Origin of the sequence: Rubripirellula reticaptiva, from assembly GCF_007860175.1 — a bacterium.
GTDB lineage: Bacteria > Planctomycetota > Planctomycetia > Pirellulales > Pirellulaceae > Rubripirellula > Rubripirellula reticaptiva.
The window spans coordinates 1,469,864-1,485,956 of sequence record NZ_SJPX01000002.1; the positions used below are offsets into that span (position 1 = coordinate 1,469,864).

12 protein-coding genes are annotated in these 16,093 nt (G+C 56.3%); 7 read left to right on the forward strand and 5 right to left on the reverse strand.

From position 1 onward, the window contains the following. Window positions 1–23 precede the first annotated feature (23 nt). Window positions 24–1,769, reverse strand: a complete 1,746-nt coding sequence (locus Poly59_RS11720; protein ID WP_146534202.1) for an NADPH-dependent assimilatory sulfite reductase hemoprotein subunit — start codon at window positions 1,767–1,769, stop codon at window positions 24–26. Window positions 1,770–1,932: 163 nt separating this feature from the next. Between Poly59_RS11720 and folD the strand changes: the two genes are divergently transcribed. Together folD and Poly59_RS11730 are read left to right on the forward strand one after the other, a co-directional pair. Beyond that, window positions 1,933–2,847, forward strand: coding sequence for a bifunctional methylenetetrahydrofolate dehydrogenase/methenyltetrahydrofolate cyclohydrolase FolD (gene folD / locus Poly59_RS11725; RefSeq protein ID WP_146534203.1), 915 nt, complete (start codon window positions 1,933–1,935; stop codon window positions 2,845–2,847). A gap of 203 nt (window positions 2,848–3,050) precedes the next feature. Continuing rightward, the gene (locus Poly59_RS11730) at window positions 3,051–5,045 is read left to right on the forward strand and encodes a c-type cytochrome domain-containing protein (protein WP_146534204.1); all 1,995 of its coding nucleotides are present in this window, start codon (window positions 3,051–3,053) and stop codon (window positions 5,043–5,045) included. Window positions 5,046–5,049: 4 nt separating this feature from the next. Here Poly59_RS11730 and uvrB read toward each other — a convergent pair whose 3' ends face one another. Together uvrB and Poly59_RS11740 are read right to left on the reverse strand one after the other, a co-directional pair. Then, window positions 5,050–7,179 carry an excinuclease ABC subunit UvrB gene (uvrB, locus tag Poly59_RS11735; protein WP_146534205.1) on the reverse strand — a complete coding sequence of 710 codons (2,130 nt, stop codon included), beginning with the start codon at window positions 7,177–7,179 and terminating at the stop codon, window positions 5,050–5,052. 94 nt (window positions 7,180–7,273) lie between these two features. After that, complete coding sequence (locus Poly59_RS11740) at window positions 7,274–7,666, reverse strand: ComEA family DNA-binding protein (protein WP_222436082.1); 393 nt, start codon at window positions 7,664–7,666, stop codon at window positions 7,274–7,276. A gap of 97 nt (window positions 7,667–7,763) precedes the next feature. Between Poly59_RS11740 and nadC the strand changes: the two genes are divergently transcribed. Next, a complete protein-coding gene (nadC, locus tag Poly59_RS11745) occupies window positions 7,764–8,693 on the forward strand; it encodes a carboxylating nicotinate-nucleotide diphosphorylase (protein ID WP_146534207.1) in 930 nt (309 codons plus the stop codon). Window positions 8,694–8,786: 93 nt separating this feature from the next. After that, window positions 8,787–10,214, forward strand: a complete 1,428-nt coding sequence (locus tag Poly59_RS11750) for an undecaprenyl-phosphate glucose phosphotransferase (protein WP_186776188.1) — start codon at window positions 8,787–8,789, stop codon at window positions 10,212–10,214. A 28-nt stretch (window positions 10,215–10,242) separates the two neighbouring features. Here Poly59_RS11750 and Poly59_RS11755 read toward each other — a convergent pair whose 3' ends face one another. Both Poly59_RS11755 and Poly59_RS11760 read right to left on the reverse strand, forming a co-directional pair. Continuing rightward, window positions 10,243–11,238 carry a Gfo/Idh/MocA family protein gene (locus Poly59_RS11755; RefSeq protein ID WP_146534208.1) on the reverse strand — a complete coding sequence of 332 codons (996 nt, stop codon included), beginning with the start codon at window positions 11,236–11,238 and terminating at the stop codon, window positions 10,243–10,245. 64 nt (window positions 11,239–11,302) lie between these two features. Beyond that, the gene (locus Poly59_RS11760; protein WP_186776189.1) at window positions 11,303–12,886 is read right to left on the reverse strand and encodes an Nramp family divalent metal transporter; all 1,584 of its coding nucleotides are present in this window, start codon (window positions 12,884–12,886) and stop codon (window positions 11,303–11,305) included. A 166-nt stretch (window positions 12,887–13,052) separates the two neighbouring features. Here Poly59_RS11760 and Poly59_RS11765 point away from each other — a divergent pair, with 166 nt between their 5' ends. The 3 genes from Poly59_RS11765 to Poly59_RS29425 are packed head-to-tail and all read left to right on the forward strand — an operon-like array spanning window position 13,053 to window position 16,040. Then, a complete protein-coding gene (locus Poly59_RS11765) occupies window positions 13,053–14,018 on the forward strand; it encodes an RDD family protein (RefSeq protein WP_146534209.1) in 966 nt (321 codons plus the stop codon). Next, the gene (locus Poly59_RS11770) at window positions 14,015–15,076 is read left to right on the forward strand and encodes a stage II sporulation protein M (protein ID WP_146534210.1); all 1,062 of its coding nucleotides are present in this window, start codon (window positions 14,015–14,017) and stop codon (window positions 15,074–15,076) included. The genes Poly59_RS11765 and Poly59_RS11770 overlap by 4 nt, the downstream gene beginning before the upstream one ends. Continuing rightward, the gene (locus tag Poly59_RS29425) at window positions 15,066–16,040 is read left to right on the forward strand and encodes a hypothetical protein (RefSeq protein ID WP_186776190.1); all 975 of its coding nucleotides are present in this window, start codon (window positions 15,066–15,068) and stop codon (window positions 16,038–16,040) included. Before Poly59_RS11770 ends, Poly59_RS29425 begins: the two co-directional genes overlap by 11 nt. The last annotated feature ends 53 nt before the right edge of the window (window positions 16,041–16,093 follow it).

Here is a 16,093-nt window from a genome sequence, read left to right on the forward strand (position 1 = left end):
GAAAACTAGGCTGACGCCGAGCACTAAGGTTTCGGTGCTGCGGCGGCCAACACGGCCAAGTCTTCTGGTCCGACACGGCTGCAAAAATCGCCGAGCGATTCGGTGCCCTCACGGTTCACTTTGAACGCGGCGAAGATGGCGATCAGTTCGTCAATGACGATGTCGTCAGGCACTAAGTCTTTGTAGACGACTGCCAACCGATTGCCCAACCATCCGCCGCCCGTGAAAACGGTGTATTTGTCTTTGGCTTTTCCAACCAAGGCAATATCGGCGTTGTAGGGGCGAGCACAACCGTTGGGGCAACCCGTCATCCGAATCGTGAACCGTTCTTTCGCCAAACCCAACTTTGCAAGCGGGGCTTCCAGTCCATCGATGATGCTGGGCAGACGTCGTTCGCTTTCCGTGATCGCCAAACCGCACGTCGGCAGTGCCACGCACGACATCGACCAACGACGCACCGTGCTGGTTTCTTCGGTCGTTGGCATGTGGCTTTGCTTGATCAAACTGATCAGCTTGGCTTTGTCCGCTTCTTCGATGTCAGTGAAGATCACGCTTTGGTGGCCGGTCATCCGAATTTCAGTTTTGAATTCGCGACAAACTGCTCGCAGCCCCGCCTTCAATTGCTGATCATCATTGTCGTACAGGCGACCGTTTTCGATGTTCAAACCATACGACCACTTGCCATCACCCTGGGGTTGCCACCCCATGTGATCATCCACTTCATGAACGTCATCAGGCGTGCAATCGGCCAGTTTTTCGCCGTAGTACTTTTCGACTTCGCTGCGGAACTTTTCGACACCCCAGTCAGCGATCAAGTACTTCAGCCGCGCAACTTTTCGATCCGCTCGGTTCCCGTTGTCGCGTTGAACTTGCAAGACACACTGGCAAACACCGACGACTTGCTCAGGCGTCGCAAAGGCCATTCGCTTGGCCAGCGCCGGGAAAGTCTTTGCGGCCGATGGGGTCGTCCCCATGCCGCCACCGACCAACACGTTGTAACCAATCACGTTGTCGTCGCGGACGATGGCGAGCAAGCCGATGTCCTGGGTGTACAGGTCGACACAATTATCGTCGGGGAAGCCAATCCCCATCTTGAACTTACGTGGCAGATACGTCGATCCATAAAGCGGTTCGACTTCGTCACCACTGACTCGGCCGTGAACGACTGGCGCCGTACCGCCGCCCTCGAGTGTCTTTTCGCCCGTTTCAGGATCCGTCAACCAAAGCTCGTGATAGGCACTCGTTTGAGGCGCCATCGCCGTGGTCAGTTCGTCGGTCAACGCTTCGATTTGGGAATGCACATTGCCAGTCCGCTTGGCAGGGCAGCACATGATGTTTCGGTTCACGTCGCCGCAGGCCGCTAGCGTTGACAGCGCCAGATCATTGATGCGTTTGATCGTCGGCTGCAGATTGTCTTTCAGGATGCCGTGCAACTGAATCGTTTGGCGAGTCGTGATTTTCATCGTCGAATTGCCGAGCTCTTCGCAAGCGTCCAGCATCGACAAGAACTGATCTGACGTGATTCGCCCACCGGGAATCCGCAGTCGCAGCATCATGCTGTACGATTTACCGCCCCCCTCTTTCTTCGCGGCGCCGCGCGAATCTCGGTCGTCCTGCTGGTAGGATCCGTGGAACTTCAGCAACTGCAAATTGTCTTTGTTGAAATGGTCAACCGGATCGGCGACTTCTTCACCAATCGTGCCTTTCAAGTAGTGGCTGGCAGTCTTGATCTTTTCAACGGGGCTTAATTTTGGTGTGTCGGTAGACATCGAGACACAAATCCTGTGTGATTTCTTATTCGTAAACGGCAGAGCGGGAAAACCGCCATCTCGCGGTATAACTCCCGCAAATCTCGCCTCTCTCGTAACTATACCGGTCGCCGCCCTTTATCACTATGGCGATCAACTCGGACGCAAAACCAGGTAAATCCAAATGACAGCGACACTGTTGGACGGCAAAAAGATCGCGGCAGAGATCCGAGAGGAAGTGGGGGTCAAGGTCAAGGAATTCGTCCAGTCGGGTGGTCCGACACCCTGCTTGACCGCCGTTTTAGTTGGCGAAGACCCTGCCAGCCAGGTTTACGTCCGAAATAAATCACGGGCCTGTGAAAAGGCTGGCATCGACGGCCGAACCCTGCGTTTGCCAGTCGAAACGACCGAGCAGGAACTGCTCGACGTGGTCCGAAACCTGAACGCCGACCCCGCCGTTCACGGGATTTTGGTGCAATTGCCGTTACCCAAGGATGGCAACGGCGGCAAAGGATTTGACGAACGACTGGTTCTCGATGCGGTCGACCCACGCAAGGACGTTGACGCATTTTCGCCCGTCAATGTGGGACTTCTGATGCAAGGACGCCCACGTTTTCTGCCTTGCACGCCCCACGGAATCGTCCAATTGCTGCATCGCGAGAACCTGTCCGTCGCCGGCAAACATGTTGTCGTGGTCGGGCGCAGCGACATTGTCGGCAAGCCGATGGCAATGATGTTGGCCCAGCGTGATGGTTCCTGTGGCCCGAAAGTCGCCAACGCCACGGTCACGATCGCTCACAGCCGGACAGCAAACTTAGCTGAGATTTGTCGGTCAGCAGACGTTTTGGTGGCGGCGGTTGGTGTGCCGGAAATGATTGGCGGCGACATGATTTCGGACGGTGCCGTGGTGATCGACGTGGGTATCAACCGAGTCGCCGACGGTGCGGGCGGCTACAAGTTGGTGGGCGACGTGAATTTTGACGAAGCAGCCAAAAAAGCGTCCGCGATCACGCCAGTACCTGGCGGCGTCGGCCCGCTGACGATTGCGATGCTGCTGCACAACACATTGCTAGCCGCGCAGGCCATTTTCAAAAAATAGCGTGTCCTGACAGCACCTGATCAGGCCTCATCTCGCAAAACGAGTCCCTGCGTGCGGCACAATCGCGCGAGGAGGCTTGTTCTTCGCTGAAACACCGTGTTTTCGGCGTCCAAGATCTGCGACGGGTACTTTATACTGTGCTCTGGCGTTCTCTTTTGCGAATGTCAGCGGTTCTTTGGGTCTGATTTGGATGGTGATTGTTGATGCGTGGACTGATTCAGGTATTGGGGTTGGTGGCTGTCGCTTGGGTCTCAGCGTCGTCTGTCGTTGATGCAGCGGGCATTAGCCTGGGCCAACGCAAAGCGATCCAATCGGCCAACTCAGCGGTGCAACAAGCGGGAACCCAATTCGCCGCAGGCGACTACGAATCGGCCGGCCAGAGCATTCGCGAGGCGATCAAACAGGTTCAAGCGGCCAGCGTCGACGGATCGCCGGAAGTCTACGAACTGCTTTTGCCAGCAATGCGGCGAATCAGCAAGGCGCACACGATGCTGCAATTCGAGGGTGTTTCACTGCCTCCGTTCCAAGTTCCCGACGCTCCGACCGCGGCACCGAAACAAGAACAACCAATGGAATCAGCCGAGATGGCCGCGCCAGAGCCTGCGACCCCGAGAATTTTTGATCTCGATCCCAAGGTCGTTCCCAAATCTGACCCAGCGGCAGCTCCAACGTCCGCCCCCAACGCCATCAGCTTTACGAAGACGGTGGCTCCGATTCTGTCCAATCGCTGTGGCGGGTGTCACATCAACGGATCCAAGGGCGGGTTCAGTTTGGCGACGTTCGCGGCGCTGATGAAAGGGCCGCCCGAAGGAGTCGTTATCTTCGCTGGCGATACGATTGGCAGCCGCTTGATTGAAACGATTGAAACTGGCGACATGCCACGCGGTGGCGGCAAAGTCTCACCCGACGAATTGGCGACGCTAAAGGCTTGGATCATGACCGGTGCCAAGTTTGACGGCACTGATCCGGCAGCTTCCATCACCGGCGGTGCAGGCCCGGCACCGGCGATGACCGCAAACGGGGCTCGCCCGGAAGTACGTCGGGCGACCGGCAATGAAACCGTTAGCTTTGCTGGCGACATCGCGCCCATCTTGGTTGAAAACTGCAAAGGATGTCACATCGATGCCATGCAGACTCGGGGTGGTTTGAACATGACAAACTTTGCCGGTTTGTTTCGCGGCGGTGACAGTGGTGCAGTCGTTGAGCCTGGCAAGAGTGCAGCAAGTTTAATCGTCAAGAAAATTCGCGGCATGGAAGGCGACCGCATGCCGGCCGGTGGCCGTCCGGCGCTGTCAGAAGAAAAGATTCAGCTGATTTCAAAATGGATCGACGAAGGTGCAACACTCGACGGTGCCAGCGAAAACCAACCGTTATCCGTGATGAGTGAACTTGCCTGGGCGGCATCAGCCTCCAACGAAGAACTCAGCGAACGGCGCCGCGAAATGGCCGCCGATAGTTTTAAGCTCGCCAATGCCTCGGGCGCGCCAGTAGCAGAAAAGACGACCGAGCATTTCTATTTAGTCGGTACCGCTTCGGAAGCCACTCTAGAAGTTGTCGCCAAGGCAGCCGAAGATCAAATGAAGATGGTCAAGTCGGTTGTATCCGGTGACAAAGGCGAAGGCTTTTATCATGGCCGCGCCACCATTTTTGTGTTGCCTCGGCGCTACGACTACAGCGAATTTGCCAAGATGGTTGAAGCCCGTAGCGTGCCTAGTGATTGGTCGAGCCACTGGAAATTCGACGGCATCGATGCCTACGTTTCGATGGTTGCGACGGACCGTGATGATGAAGAGGTGATCGCAACACGCTTGCTTTCGCCGCTAACTGGATTGGCGGTAGCGACTCGCGGTGGCGACGTGCCACGATGGTTGGCCGAAGGCGTCGCGACGGCAACCGCAAGTCGCACAAAGGGCCTTGACCGGGCCGAGAGACAAAAAATTGAATCGGAGATTTCGCAAGCCATCGCTGCGATGGGCGATGCCAAAAAATTCCTAACCGGGAAACTGACTCCCGAACAGTCGGACCGCATCGGCGCCGCGATTGCCACCAGCCTGCTGGACCGAACGCACCGACGCAACTTCGACCGCTGCCTCAAATTCCTCAGCGAAGGTGCATCGTTTGATCGAGCGTTTCAACAATCATTTGGCGCCACGCCGACGGCGTTTGTTGACGCGTGGATGAAATGGGTCCGTGGCTAGCGAGCTATTCTTTAGGCCGTCGAGTTTTGCTTCCGGCACGAACTCCCTTGCGGCCTTTTCTTTGCCGACCGCCTTTTCCTCCCCCAGCTGGTTTTGCGTTTTCGATTTCGCTTAGCGGTTTGCCGATGTTGTCTTTCAGCTGCAAAACGCGGTCTCGCAAACTGGCGGCTCGTTCGAATTCCAGTTCTTCCGCCGCCAGCAACATTTCCTGTTCAAGGGCTTCGACGTATTCCAGCGTGATGTAGACGCCGTCGGATTCGGCCTTGGCCGCTGCGACGTTTTCGCGCCGCTTGGCTGCATCGGCTTCGATACCTTTTCGAATGTTCTTGCGAACCGTCGTTGGTGTGATTCCATGCTTTTCGTTGTAGGCCTGCTGAACCGCGCGGCGGCGTTCCGTTTCGTCTAACGCCATCTTCATCGAATTGGTCACCTTGTCAGCGTACAAGATGACTCGCGAGTTTGCGTTCCGAGCAGCCCGGCCGATCGTTTGAATTAAACTGGTCTCGCTGCGCAGGAAGCCTTCTTTGTCGGCATCCAAAATCGCCACCAGCGAAACCTCCGGCAAGTCCAAGCCTTCCCGAAGCAAGTTCACACCGACCAAGCAATCAAAGGCACCACCGCGTAAGTCCTGCAACAACTCTACGCGTTCAAACGCGTCGAGTTCGCTGTGAAGCCAACGACACCTGACGTTCTGTTCTTGAAAGAACGTGGCCAAGTCTTCGGCCAACCGTTTGGTCAGCGCCGTCACCAACACACGTTCATCGACCGCCGCTCGTTTTCGAATCTCGTCAAGCAAATGATTCACTTGGCCGCGGGCCGAAACCACTTCGACTATCGGATCCAGCAAGCCAGTCGGACGGATGATCTGTTCGACCACTTCGCCGCCGGTACGTTCAAGTTCATAGTCGGCGGGCGTCGCGCTGACGAAACAAATCTGTCCCGTACGGTTCTCCCACTCGTCGAATTTCAGCGGCCGGTTGTCTAGCGCGCTGGGCAGACGAAACCCGTGCGAAACAAGCGTCTCTTTACGACTGCGATCGCCTGCGTACATCGCCCGAACCTGCGACACGGTCACGTGCGACTCGTCGACAAAGGTGATGAAGTCATCAGGAAAAAAATCGTACAACGTATCCGGTGTCGCGCCGGGCGGTTTGCCCGACAACACTCGGCTGTAGTTCTCGATCCCTGGACAATGACCGACTTCGGCCATCATTTCCAGATCGAAACGAGTCCGCGCCGACAACCGCTGGGCCTCAAGCAATTTCCCCTGGCTCTGGAATGTTTCCAATTGTTGAGCGAGCTCTTCTTTGATGCTTCGAATCGCTGCCTGGATACGACTCTCTGGCATCACAAAGTGACGCGCCGGGTAGATGTAAAGATGATCAAGCGTTTTGATCGTCTCGCCCGAGACTGGTTTGATCATCGAAATTTGTTCAATCTCGTCGCCCCACATTTCGATCCGAAAAGCGAACTCTTCATAGCTGGGCCACAATTCGATGGAGTCACCACGAACGCGAAACTTGCCGCGTTCAAAGTTGATGTCGTTGCGGTCGTAAAGAATGTCAACGAACTTCAACAACAAGTGATCACGCCGAGTCTTCTCACCGCGCTGAAGCGAGACGATTTGTGCCTTGTATTCTTTCGGCGAACCGAGTCCATAAATACTGCTGACCGACGCAACAATCACGACGTCGCGGCGAGAGACCAATGAACGGGTCGTAGCCAACCGCAGTCGGTCGATCTCTTCGTTGATCGAAGAGTCTTTTTCGATGTAAACATCCCGCTGAGGAATGTAGGCTTCGGGTTGATAGTAGTCGTAGTAGCTGACGAAATAATGGACGGCGTTGGCAGGAAAGAACTCTTTGAATTCGCCGTACAACTGAGCGGCCAGCGTCTTATTGTGACTCAACACCAGTGCGGGGCGGCGGACGTTGGCGATCACGTTGGCCATCGTGAAAGTCTTGCCCGTACCGGTCGCGCCCAGCAGGACTTGTTCTTTGCGGCCGGCCAAGAAATTTCGAGTCAATTGCTCGATCGCTTTGGGCTGGTCACCACCCGGCAAGAATGGCTGGTGCAATTGAAAGTCGGCCGGAGGCAGCGTTTCAGACTCGGTTTCGATTTCAGATTCTGGCATCGTAGCGGGCGATCCGGCGATCAAGTTGGATGACGTGACGCATCCATGTTACCCCCTAGGCCAATATCTCCGTAGGCGGTCACGACGACGGTCTCTACTCATCTTCCATCGCCGCGAATCGAGCAGGCAAAAGAGGGGTTTCGACGACGCAGATGGACCGAAGTTGTTGAAGTGTTTTGGGGCCGATCCCGTACACTCGGTCCAACTGGTTCATTGACGCAAAGTCGCCATTCTGGTCACGGTCGGCAATGATTCGGTCCGCCAAAATCGGCCCGACGCCCGGAATCAACGACAGCTCGTTGGATCCGGCTTGGTTCAGATCAATTTGCAAACGAGGCGGCCGAGCGGCGTTGAATTCGATCGGCCGGTCAACGGGCGCGGATAAGATCCACAGCGATCCGGCAATCCCAACCGCCAGTAACGCAACGATTCGCTGCACCGACAACTTGGCAAAGGGTGACTCGACTTGTCCAGTTCGCTCCGTCATGCTTTCTTGGCCCCTTTGCATCCACTCGGTCGGTCATTGCCGACGCCAACGACTTCTATCAAGCTAACGAACTGCATCCTCGAAGGCGATAAAAAAGATGAAAGATTATGCCACCGTTGAACCCGACGCGGCGATGGAAAGCAACTTGCGATCCCTGGTTCGACTGTCGATCACCGAAGACTTGCGCGACGCCGTCGACTGGACGACGGTCTGCTTGATCGACCCGAACCGACGCGGCGGATGCCAAATCGTGCCGCGAAAATCGGGCGTTTGCGCGGGACTGGCGGTACTGCCTTGGATCATCGAAGAATTTGACGCTGACTTGAATGTGCAAATCCACAGCACTGACGGCGAACAGCTAGAACCTAAAAAAGCAATTGCTAGCATCGAGGGAAATGTTCGCGATCTGTTGACGGCCGAGCGGACGATTTTGAATGTGCTGTCTCGGTTGTGTGGGATCGCGACACTGACAAAGTCGTATGTCGATGCGATCGTCGGAACCAAGTCGCGATTGTACGACACTCGCAAAACAACCCCAGGTTGGCGACTGATCGAAAAGTACGCAGTCCGATGCGGAGGCGGTCAAAATCATCGCAGTGGTTTGTACGACGGTTTCCTGATCAAGGACAATCACTTGGCGCTGGCCGGTGATGCCAATGGTCCGATGGCGGCGAGTGCGGCGGCCGAAAGAGCCCTGGCGTGGCGAGACAGCACGGTTGATCGGATGCATGCACCGTCGATCGTAGAAATCGAAGTCGATTCGCTCGAACAGTTTCGCGATGTGCTGCCGGTCGGCCCGGACATCATCCTGTTGGACAACTTTCGACTTGAAGATCTTCGCGAAGCAGTCGCCTATCGCGACCAGGCTGGTTCACCGGTCGAGCTTGAAGCATCGGGCAACGTCAAAATCGACACGATTGCTGCGATCGCGGCAACCGGCGTGGACCGAATCAGTAGTGGAGCCCTGACCCACCAAGCCACATCTTTAGATCTCGGATTCGATTGGTTCGACACAAACGCAAGCTAGGGTTCGTGCAGAAGCAGTGTTTATTCGTCCACGGTGATGGCGAATGGGTGACTGCCGAGCCGCTTCCTACTCGTTCCCGTCCGAATCAGTTTTATGCAAACTCGTACGCCAATTACCACTCAACGACGTTGGTGGGACGTACTTCAGCCAACGCTCGACTCGGCGGCCGTGATGGCGTCGCTGGCCTTTGTCAAATGGTGCTCACGAGGCACCGTGGACGAAATGGCGGTGGCGATTGGCTTGATTGCCACGATCGTATTCCTGCTGATTTCACAGTTGTCGGGTTTTCATCGTCGTTCCGATGTGGGCACGCCCGACCGAGAAATGACTCGGTTGGTTGCTACTTGGTCGATGACTGTAATGGTGCTTGCAGTGCTCGCGTTTGCCACGCAGTATGGCCAGTATCTGTCTCGCGGGGTGATGTTCGCATGGATCGTGTTAGCGCCAGCACTTGTGGGGCTTGGGCGAATGTGCCAGCGCATCCTACAACAAGGATTGCTGCGCCGCGGAGTCGGCGTTCGTCGTGTTGCGATCGCAGGCTTGAATGACCTAGGCCGTCAAACGTTTCGCAATATCAAGAACGATCCGTCGCTCGGTTTACAAATGACCGGATTCTACGACGACCGAATCGAAGCTCGCGACCCTGAATCGGACACTACCGTCGGTGCTTCAGAAAACGAAGACGAAACGCTTTCGGGAACGCTTACCGACTTGGTCGCCAAAGCACGCCGCGGTGAAATTGATACTGTCATGATCACGTTGCCGATGCGAGCTGAAAAACGCATCCGGTTTATCCTGGACCAGCTCAGTGATTCAACGGCGTCGGTCTATATCGTGCCGGACTTCTTTGTCTTCGAACTGCTACATTCGCAGTGGACCAGCATGGGCGGTTTACCTGCGGTTAGCGTGTTCGAGAATCCCTTGTTCGGTGTCGATGGCGTCGTCAAACGAATCGCCGACATCGCGCTGGCGATGTGTGCCATTTTCGTTGCCGCGGTCCCCATGGCTGCGATCGCGGTTGCGATCAAATTGACATCCAGGGGACCTGTGTTCTTCCGCCAAAAACGTTACGGACTCGATGGACGCGAAATCTTAGTTTGGAAGTTTCGTTCGATGCGAACGTGCGACAACGGCCCTGTCGTCAAGCAAGCTACCAAACTTGATCCCCGCATCACCAAGCTCGGTGGCATCCTACGTCGGACCAGCCTGGACGAACTACCGCAACTGTTCAACGTCATCGACGGTTCGATGTCGTTGGTCGGACCTCGTCCTCATGCGTCAGCGCACAACGAACAGTACCGCAGCTTGATTCGCGGTTACATGCTGCGTCACAAGGTCAAACCCGGCATCACCGGACTGGCCCAAGTGAACGGTTGTCGCGGCGAAACAGAAACACTCGATAAAATGCAGGCACGCGTCGACTGGGACCACCGCTACATCCGCAGTTGGTCGCTATGGTTGGACATCAAGATCATGATCCAAACCGTGCTGGTCGTGCTGAAACAAGACGAAGCCTACTAGTTCGGCAGCGCGATCGTAGCTAGATCATTTAGTCCGTCATGGTCGAGAGCACGAACTTGGTTCCACCGGCTTTGATCGATGCTTGGACGGCTTCGACGATCGCCTGAGTATCGATCGCTTGCTGTTGGTAGCGCAACAATGGCTCGTCACTGATCAATCGCTTGATCATGTTTCGTTCTTGATGCCCGTCGAAGGATTCGGACTTCACCGTTCCGGCGGCGTCATGGATCCAATAACGCGCCGGTCGATCGGCCCAGGGCCGCGTGAAGTCGTCACAGATCAATGACGATTCAGTACCGGCGACCTCGAACCACTTGCGAGTCGCAGTGTCATAGCCACAACTGATCGTTGCGGTTGCACCGTCGTCGAAACCCATCATCGCAGTCAATCGCTGGGACACACCGTCCAGAATCACTTCATCGGCCAGCACCCACGCTGGCATCCTTCCCATTGCGAACCGAACGAGTCCACCGGCGTACCAACCCAAGTCAAGAATGCATCCGCCACCGAGCGATGCGTCCAAGCGGTGATCGCCTGATTGAAACGGTTGGTAGAAAGAAACCGCAGCGCTAACGTGGCCGATCTTGCCAAAGCGGCCTTCGCCCAGCCAGGTTGCAAACGCGTCGGTCCGGTCGTGATGCAGCCACCCCGTTGCGTCGAGCCACCGAACGCCGGCGGCTTGGCAAGCGAGATCTACCTGGCGAGTTTGAGCGACCGAGACGGTAAGCGGCTTTTCGCACAGCACATGTTTGCCATGGTTGGCGGCCGCAATCGCCCACTCGGCATGCATCGACGGCGGCAGTGAGATGTAGACAGCATCCACGTCATCGCGTTTTAGCAGTTCTGCGTAGCCTTCGACCGCTGCGTCGATGCCATACTGGTCGCCATACCACCGTGCACGCTCGCGAGAGCGACTGGCGATCGCAGTGACCACAGCCCCGTCAGTCGATTGCAAATCGGCAACCAACCGACGAGTGATTCGTCCGGTGCCGATGACGCCGAAACGAGTAGAAGACGTGGTCATAAAATCTCAAGCGATATAGCGATAAGTAGGGTGACTGCAAATACTGGACAGTCACTACGGCGACCTAAAACTGCGTCCACACCGTCCACAGTCCCGTGATCAGCATGGCAACCGCCGACAGCCACAACATGATGTCCCACAAATTGCCCGGCGCCAGCCCCGGTGGACACCGTTGGTATCGGTAGTACAGCGCCGCACCTGCTAGCATCGGCAACATGATGCCTTGCGCGATCCCGCTGATCAGCACCAACTGGGCCGGTTCGGGGAACACCAGGTAGATTACCAGGCAGAGAATCGGAAACGCGCCGCTAAGCCAACTGATCCATTTCGCTCGCGTCTCGGCGTCGTCATCGATCAATCCAATCACTCGCATCGCGTCAGAAAACGTGCGAGCGTGAGAAGCGTTGGCAACAAAAAAGGTCGAATACAGAACCGCGAACGCGCCGAACAGGAAGACGGACGATGCCCACGTCGAAAACACCGGCACAAACATCACCGCCAGCGTCCGCACCAGATTGTCTTTCGCAGGATTCAGTTCAACCCGATGAAGGATCGCCGCCCCCAACAAATAGAACGCGACAGTGGCAAACGTGTAGAGAGCCATCGCACCCCATGCGTCGATACGCATCACTCGCATCCAGCCGGCCGCGCGCGTGGTCCATTCCGATGAACCATCGTTCTTACCGACGAATCGTCCGTAGCCTTTTTCCAACAACCAATACGGATAGACGACAAGCTCCGCCGCTCCGACGCCGATGATTCCAAACGTCGCAAGCGCGGTACCGATCGGCCGGGCATCACCGTTGGCGGCTGGCAAACTGAAACGCAATCCGCTGATGAACTCAGAAAAACGAACCCGAAAATCAGGCTGATCCTGCAGCAAAAACAAATTGACAATCGTCAGCAGGGTGAACGCACCGACCAAAACCGTCGATAACGACTGGATCAAACCGTAACGACCGTTTACCAAAATCAAACTCGTCACGATCGCCATCACGGTGGCCCAAGTCGCTGCGTCGGACGTCGTCGTCACGTCGCCGAACTGAATCCGAAACGCTTCCCAGCGTGATTCAATTTCAGCGTCCGTAGTCGTCGGCACGAGCGGCTGTTCGCGGATCGCACTTTTTTCCAGCGCGAATTGTTCGAATTGCAACAGCGTTTGCGCATCGGCGATCTCGTTGTAGGCTGCCCCAGCCTTTGTGATCGGCGCACCAATCGCGAGTGCTTGACCGACGCTGCCGACGATCCCGCCCAATTGGCCGATGCTGGTAAACCACATGATGACCCAGTACCAAACCAACCAGTTTCCGCGACCGCGGAACCGAGGCCCGGGGACTTCGTCGAGCGCCATCAGCGTCGTTTTTCCGCTGATGATCGCGTAGCGCCCAAACTCGACCTGCACGAATACTTTCACGACGCAGCCCAAAATGATCAGCCACAACAGGGTGAACCCCGCTTCGGCGCCGGTCTTGGTGGTCGCGATCAATTCGCCGCTGCCGACGATCGAACCCGCCACAATCAATCCGGGCCCCACATAACGCAACACCTTTAGCGGAGCGGTGGGTGGATCGGTCGTCACATCGCCTTCGGTCAAATCGGCTTGCGATTCGGCGGGTGTCAGATCATCTTCGGAAGGTGTGACGGTCATGGTCGGCGACGCGAAAAGAAAGGGAGAACCAAGAGGCCGGTCGGTTTTAACAGGTTTCTGGTACCCGCGTTGCAATCTGGGTGGTCTGGAACCGATAATGCACTGCGGCGGAATTCTCGTCGTTTCCAAACCGACCCTTCAAACATCAAGAATCCCAATCCGCCGCATGGCCGCTTCACAAGCAATCGATACGACGATCGCCGTGGTCACGCCCGAGAACATCGCGTTTGACTATCAGTTGGCTGGTCCGTTTCGGCGTCTACCCGCTTACCTGATCGACGTGGCAGTACGGTGGCTGATGATTGCCATCTTTGTGGTCGCCATCTTCTTAACCGGCGCCCTGATCGACATTCGCTTGCTTGGCCCGTTCGCCATTGCCGCCGCGTTGATTTTCTATTTTGCCATCAGTTGGTTCTACGGGACGCTGATGGAAACCTATTACAACGGCCGCACGATCGGCAAATGGGCCGTCGGGATTCGCGCGATTGATGTCGAAGGACGTCCCATCACAGGTAAGCGAGCTTTCTTGCGCAACTTATTGCGCATCGCCGACCTGGCACCGATCGCGGCAATGAGCACGTTTGCCGAGGACGTACCACCAGCTTTCATCATTCCCACCGGCATGGTTGGATTGGCGACGATGTTAGTGACCCGGCGAATGCAGCGACTTGGTGATTTGGCAGCCGGCACGATGGTGATTGTCGACGAACGAGCTTGGAAGTTGCCGATTGCGAAAGTCGACGATCCTCGCGTCCCCGCGCTGGCGTCGTTTTTTCCGGGTGACTATCGAGTCTCGCGCAGCATGGCCAGAACGCTAGCTATTTATACCGAGCGCCGGCATTATCTGACGCCTGCTCGCCGGCGCGAGGTGGCTCGTCATTTGACAACATCGTTGATCGAGCGGTTTGAATTCCGCAGCGACATTGATCCCGACTTGTTGATGTACGCGTTGTACTACAAAACGTTTCTTGCTGATGCGTCTGCCGACTTACCTGACCTGGGGCCGCTGGCCGGTTACAGCCCGCTGCGGCGCGATTCCAATAAACCCGGCAAGAACGCCGACTTGCAGTCTACGACGGCAACAGCGACACCACCGCCGATACAACCTGACTCGCCGGAGATGACTCAATGAACGTCGCCGCGCTGTTAGACAAACGACGCATCCAGTGGACCGAACTGGAAGCCCTTTGCGATTCGATGGAGATGCGTGGACGGACCGACAAGACCGGTGCGGCCCATCACCGTGGCGCCGAGGGTGTGTCAAGGTTTTCGGAACTGTATCGCAGCGTGTGCGCGGATTTGGCGCTTGCCGATGCCTACCAGCTGCCGCCCGGCACGGTCACTTACTTGCACCGTCTGGTAGCTCGTGCGCACAACCAACTGTATCGGGCCAATAAATTCGAACCCACGAAATGGGCAGACGTGGTCTTTCGCGAAGCCCCGCAGCAGATCTTTGCGGATCCCTGTGTCCGCATCGCCACGATCGTGTTTTTTGGTCTCTTTGCACTTTCAATCTACTTGGGACGCAACGAACACCTGTTCCCCGGATTTGCCGAAGCGATGGTCGGAACGGCCCAGCTTGAACAGATGGAAGAAATGTATGAACAACCAATTTCCGGTTCGCTCGATCACTACGTTCCGATGGCTGGCTTCTACATCATGCACAACACCGGCATTGGTTTGCAGTGCTTTGCGTACGGCATTTTGATCATTCCGTGCCTGTTCATCCTGGCGTTCAACGCGGTGACGCTGGGGACAGTCTTTGGTTACATGGGCCGCGAAGGTGCCGTCGGCGGTGACAACTTCTATCACTTCGTGACTGCACACGGACCGTTTGAATTGACAGCGATCGCGTTGTCCGCAGCGGCCGGTTTAAGGCTGGGGGTTGGCTTGTTCTATACCGCCGGACTTAGTCGAACGGATTCGCTGCGTGTCAACGCAATGAAGTCGGTGCCCGTGATGGTGGCGTCCGCGGTGTTGTTCACGCTGGCCGCGTTCACCGAAGGATTTTTGTCCCCGAGCCCAGCGCCGTATTTGATCAAAGCCGCCTGGGCAATCATGTCGTCCGGACTGATCAGTTTCTACTTTGTCGTTCTGGGATTCCCTCGCGACGGTTTTGCCCGTCCGAATGTGTCGACCGTTTCATCGCCGTGGGCAGACGATGACGATGGAGACCCTCATGCAACTTGACCAAACGCACGTCGTCATTCGATTGCGAACGATGTCCGAGATCGGCGACTTGGCGCTAGTGATGATTCGTCGCTACCCGGCCGCACTGTTGATCGGTTTCGCCGCTGGTGCAGTGCCATGGGCAGTCGCAAATCTGTTGCTATTGGGATGGATTCCGATCGCTGAATCGGGCTACGGCCTCGATGACGAAGAAGCCATGACGGAAATCGCGCGCTACATGACCTGGATGGCAATCCTAGTCGTTGCCCAGGCGCCGGCCGCAGGAATCATGACAACGGTGTATTTAGGTCAGGCTGTGTTCGAGCAGCGTCCAACATGGGCGAGCGTTTTCCAAGAAACGAAACGACTGTTTACCCGTTGGTTCTGGGCGTTAGCGGTGGTCCGGCTAACCGTGCCGATGATGATGGTGCTGGCGGTGCGATGGGGACAACCGGTGTCTGCTTTTTGGGACGTCATCGCACCAGTGGTTTTCTTGCTTTGCGCATCGCTCGTCCGCGCAGGGCGACCGTTCTTGCCAGAGATTTTGATGCTGGAACAATGCCCGTTGCGAAGTCAAAACGAGAATGTGATTACCGCCAAACGTCGGTCAAAGTCACTGCACTCACCTGTGGCAAGCGATTTGACGGGTCGTTTTGTGGCGGCAGCGTTCGTTTTGACGGCGGTCTTTTTGAGCGTGTTGTACACGTTGATGTGGGCGCGAGGCATAACGATCGGCCAATGGGCCTTCTTAGACTTGACCGTTCTGTTGGTGATGTATCCGCTCGCACTTTGGATCGTCGCTGGCATCAGCGTCTTGGTTCGGCTGCTGAACTATTTGGACACTCGAATTCGACTGGAAGGCTGGGAAGTCGAGCTTGCCGTCCGCGCCGAAGCCATCCGCCAGTTTGGCGACTCAGTGGACGCGCCGATCGAACCGGTAACCACGACCTGCGACGACGTCCAAATGGCCGAGGTTGTGTCATGAACGCACGGCTCTTCCTGATGCTGCTAGGTATAATGGCGTTGGTTTTCAAACCG

Coding starts and splice junctions, on each gene's coding strand:
- folD (WP_146534203.1), top strand. CDS start 1,933: ATGACAGCGACACTGTTGGACGGCAAAAAGATCGCGGCAGAGATCCGA.
- Poly59_RS11755 (WP_146534208.1), bottom strand. CDS start 11,238: ATGACCACGTCTTCTACTCGTTTCGGCGTCATCGGCACCGGACGAATC.
- Poly59_RS11730 (WP_146534204.1), top strand. CDS start 3,051: ATGCGTGGACTGATTCAGGTATTGGGGTTGGTGGCTGTCGCTTGGGTC.
- Poly59_RS11740 (WP_222436082.1), bottom strand. CDS start 7,666: ATGACGGAGCGAACTGGACAAGTCGAGTCACCCTTTGCCAAGTTGTCG.
- Poly59_RS11750 (WP_186776188.1), top strand. CDS start 8,787: ATGCAAACTCGTACGCCAATTACCACTCAACGACGTTGGTGGGACGTA.
- nadC (WP_146534207.1), top strand. CDS start 7,764: ATGAAAGATTATGCCACCGTTGAACCCGACGCGGCGATGGAAAGCAAC.
- uvrB (WP_146534205.1), bottom strand. CDS start 7,179: ATGCCAGAATCTGAAATCGAAACCGAGTCTGAAACGCTGCCTCCGGCC.
- Poly59_RS29425 (WP_186776190.1), top strand. CDS start 15,066: ATGCAACTTGACCAAACGCACGTCGTCATTCGATTGCGAACGATGTCC.
- Poly59_RS11765 (WP_146534209.1), top strand. CDS start 13,053: ATGGCCGCTTCACAAGCAATCGATACGACGATCGCCGTGGTCACGCCC.
- Poly59_RS11720 (WP_146534202.1), bottom strand. CDS start 1,769: ATGTCTACCGACACACCAAAATTAAGCCCCGTTGAAAAGATCAAGACT.
- Poly59_RS11760 (WP_186776189.1), bottom strand. CDS start 12,886: ATGACCGTCACACCTTCCGAAGATGATCTGACACCCGCCGAATCGCAA.
- Poly59_RS11770 (WP_146534210.1), top strand. CDS start 14,015: ATGAACGTCGCCGCGCTGTTAGACAAACGACGCATCCAGTGGACCGAA.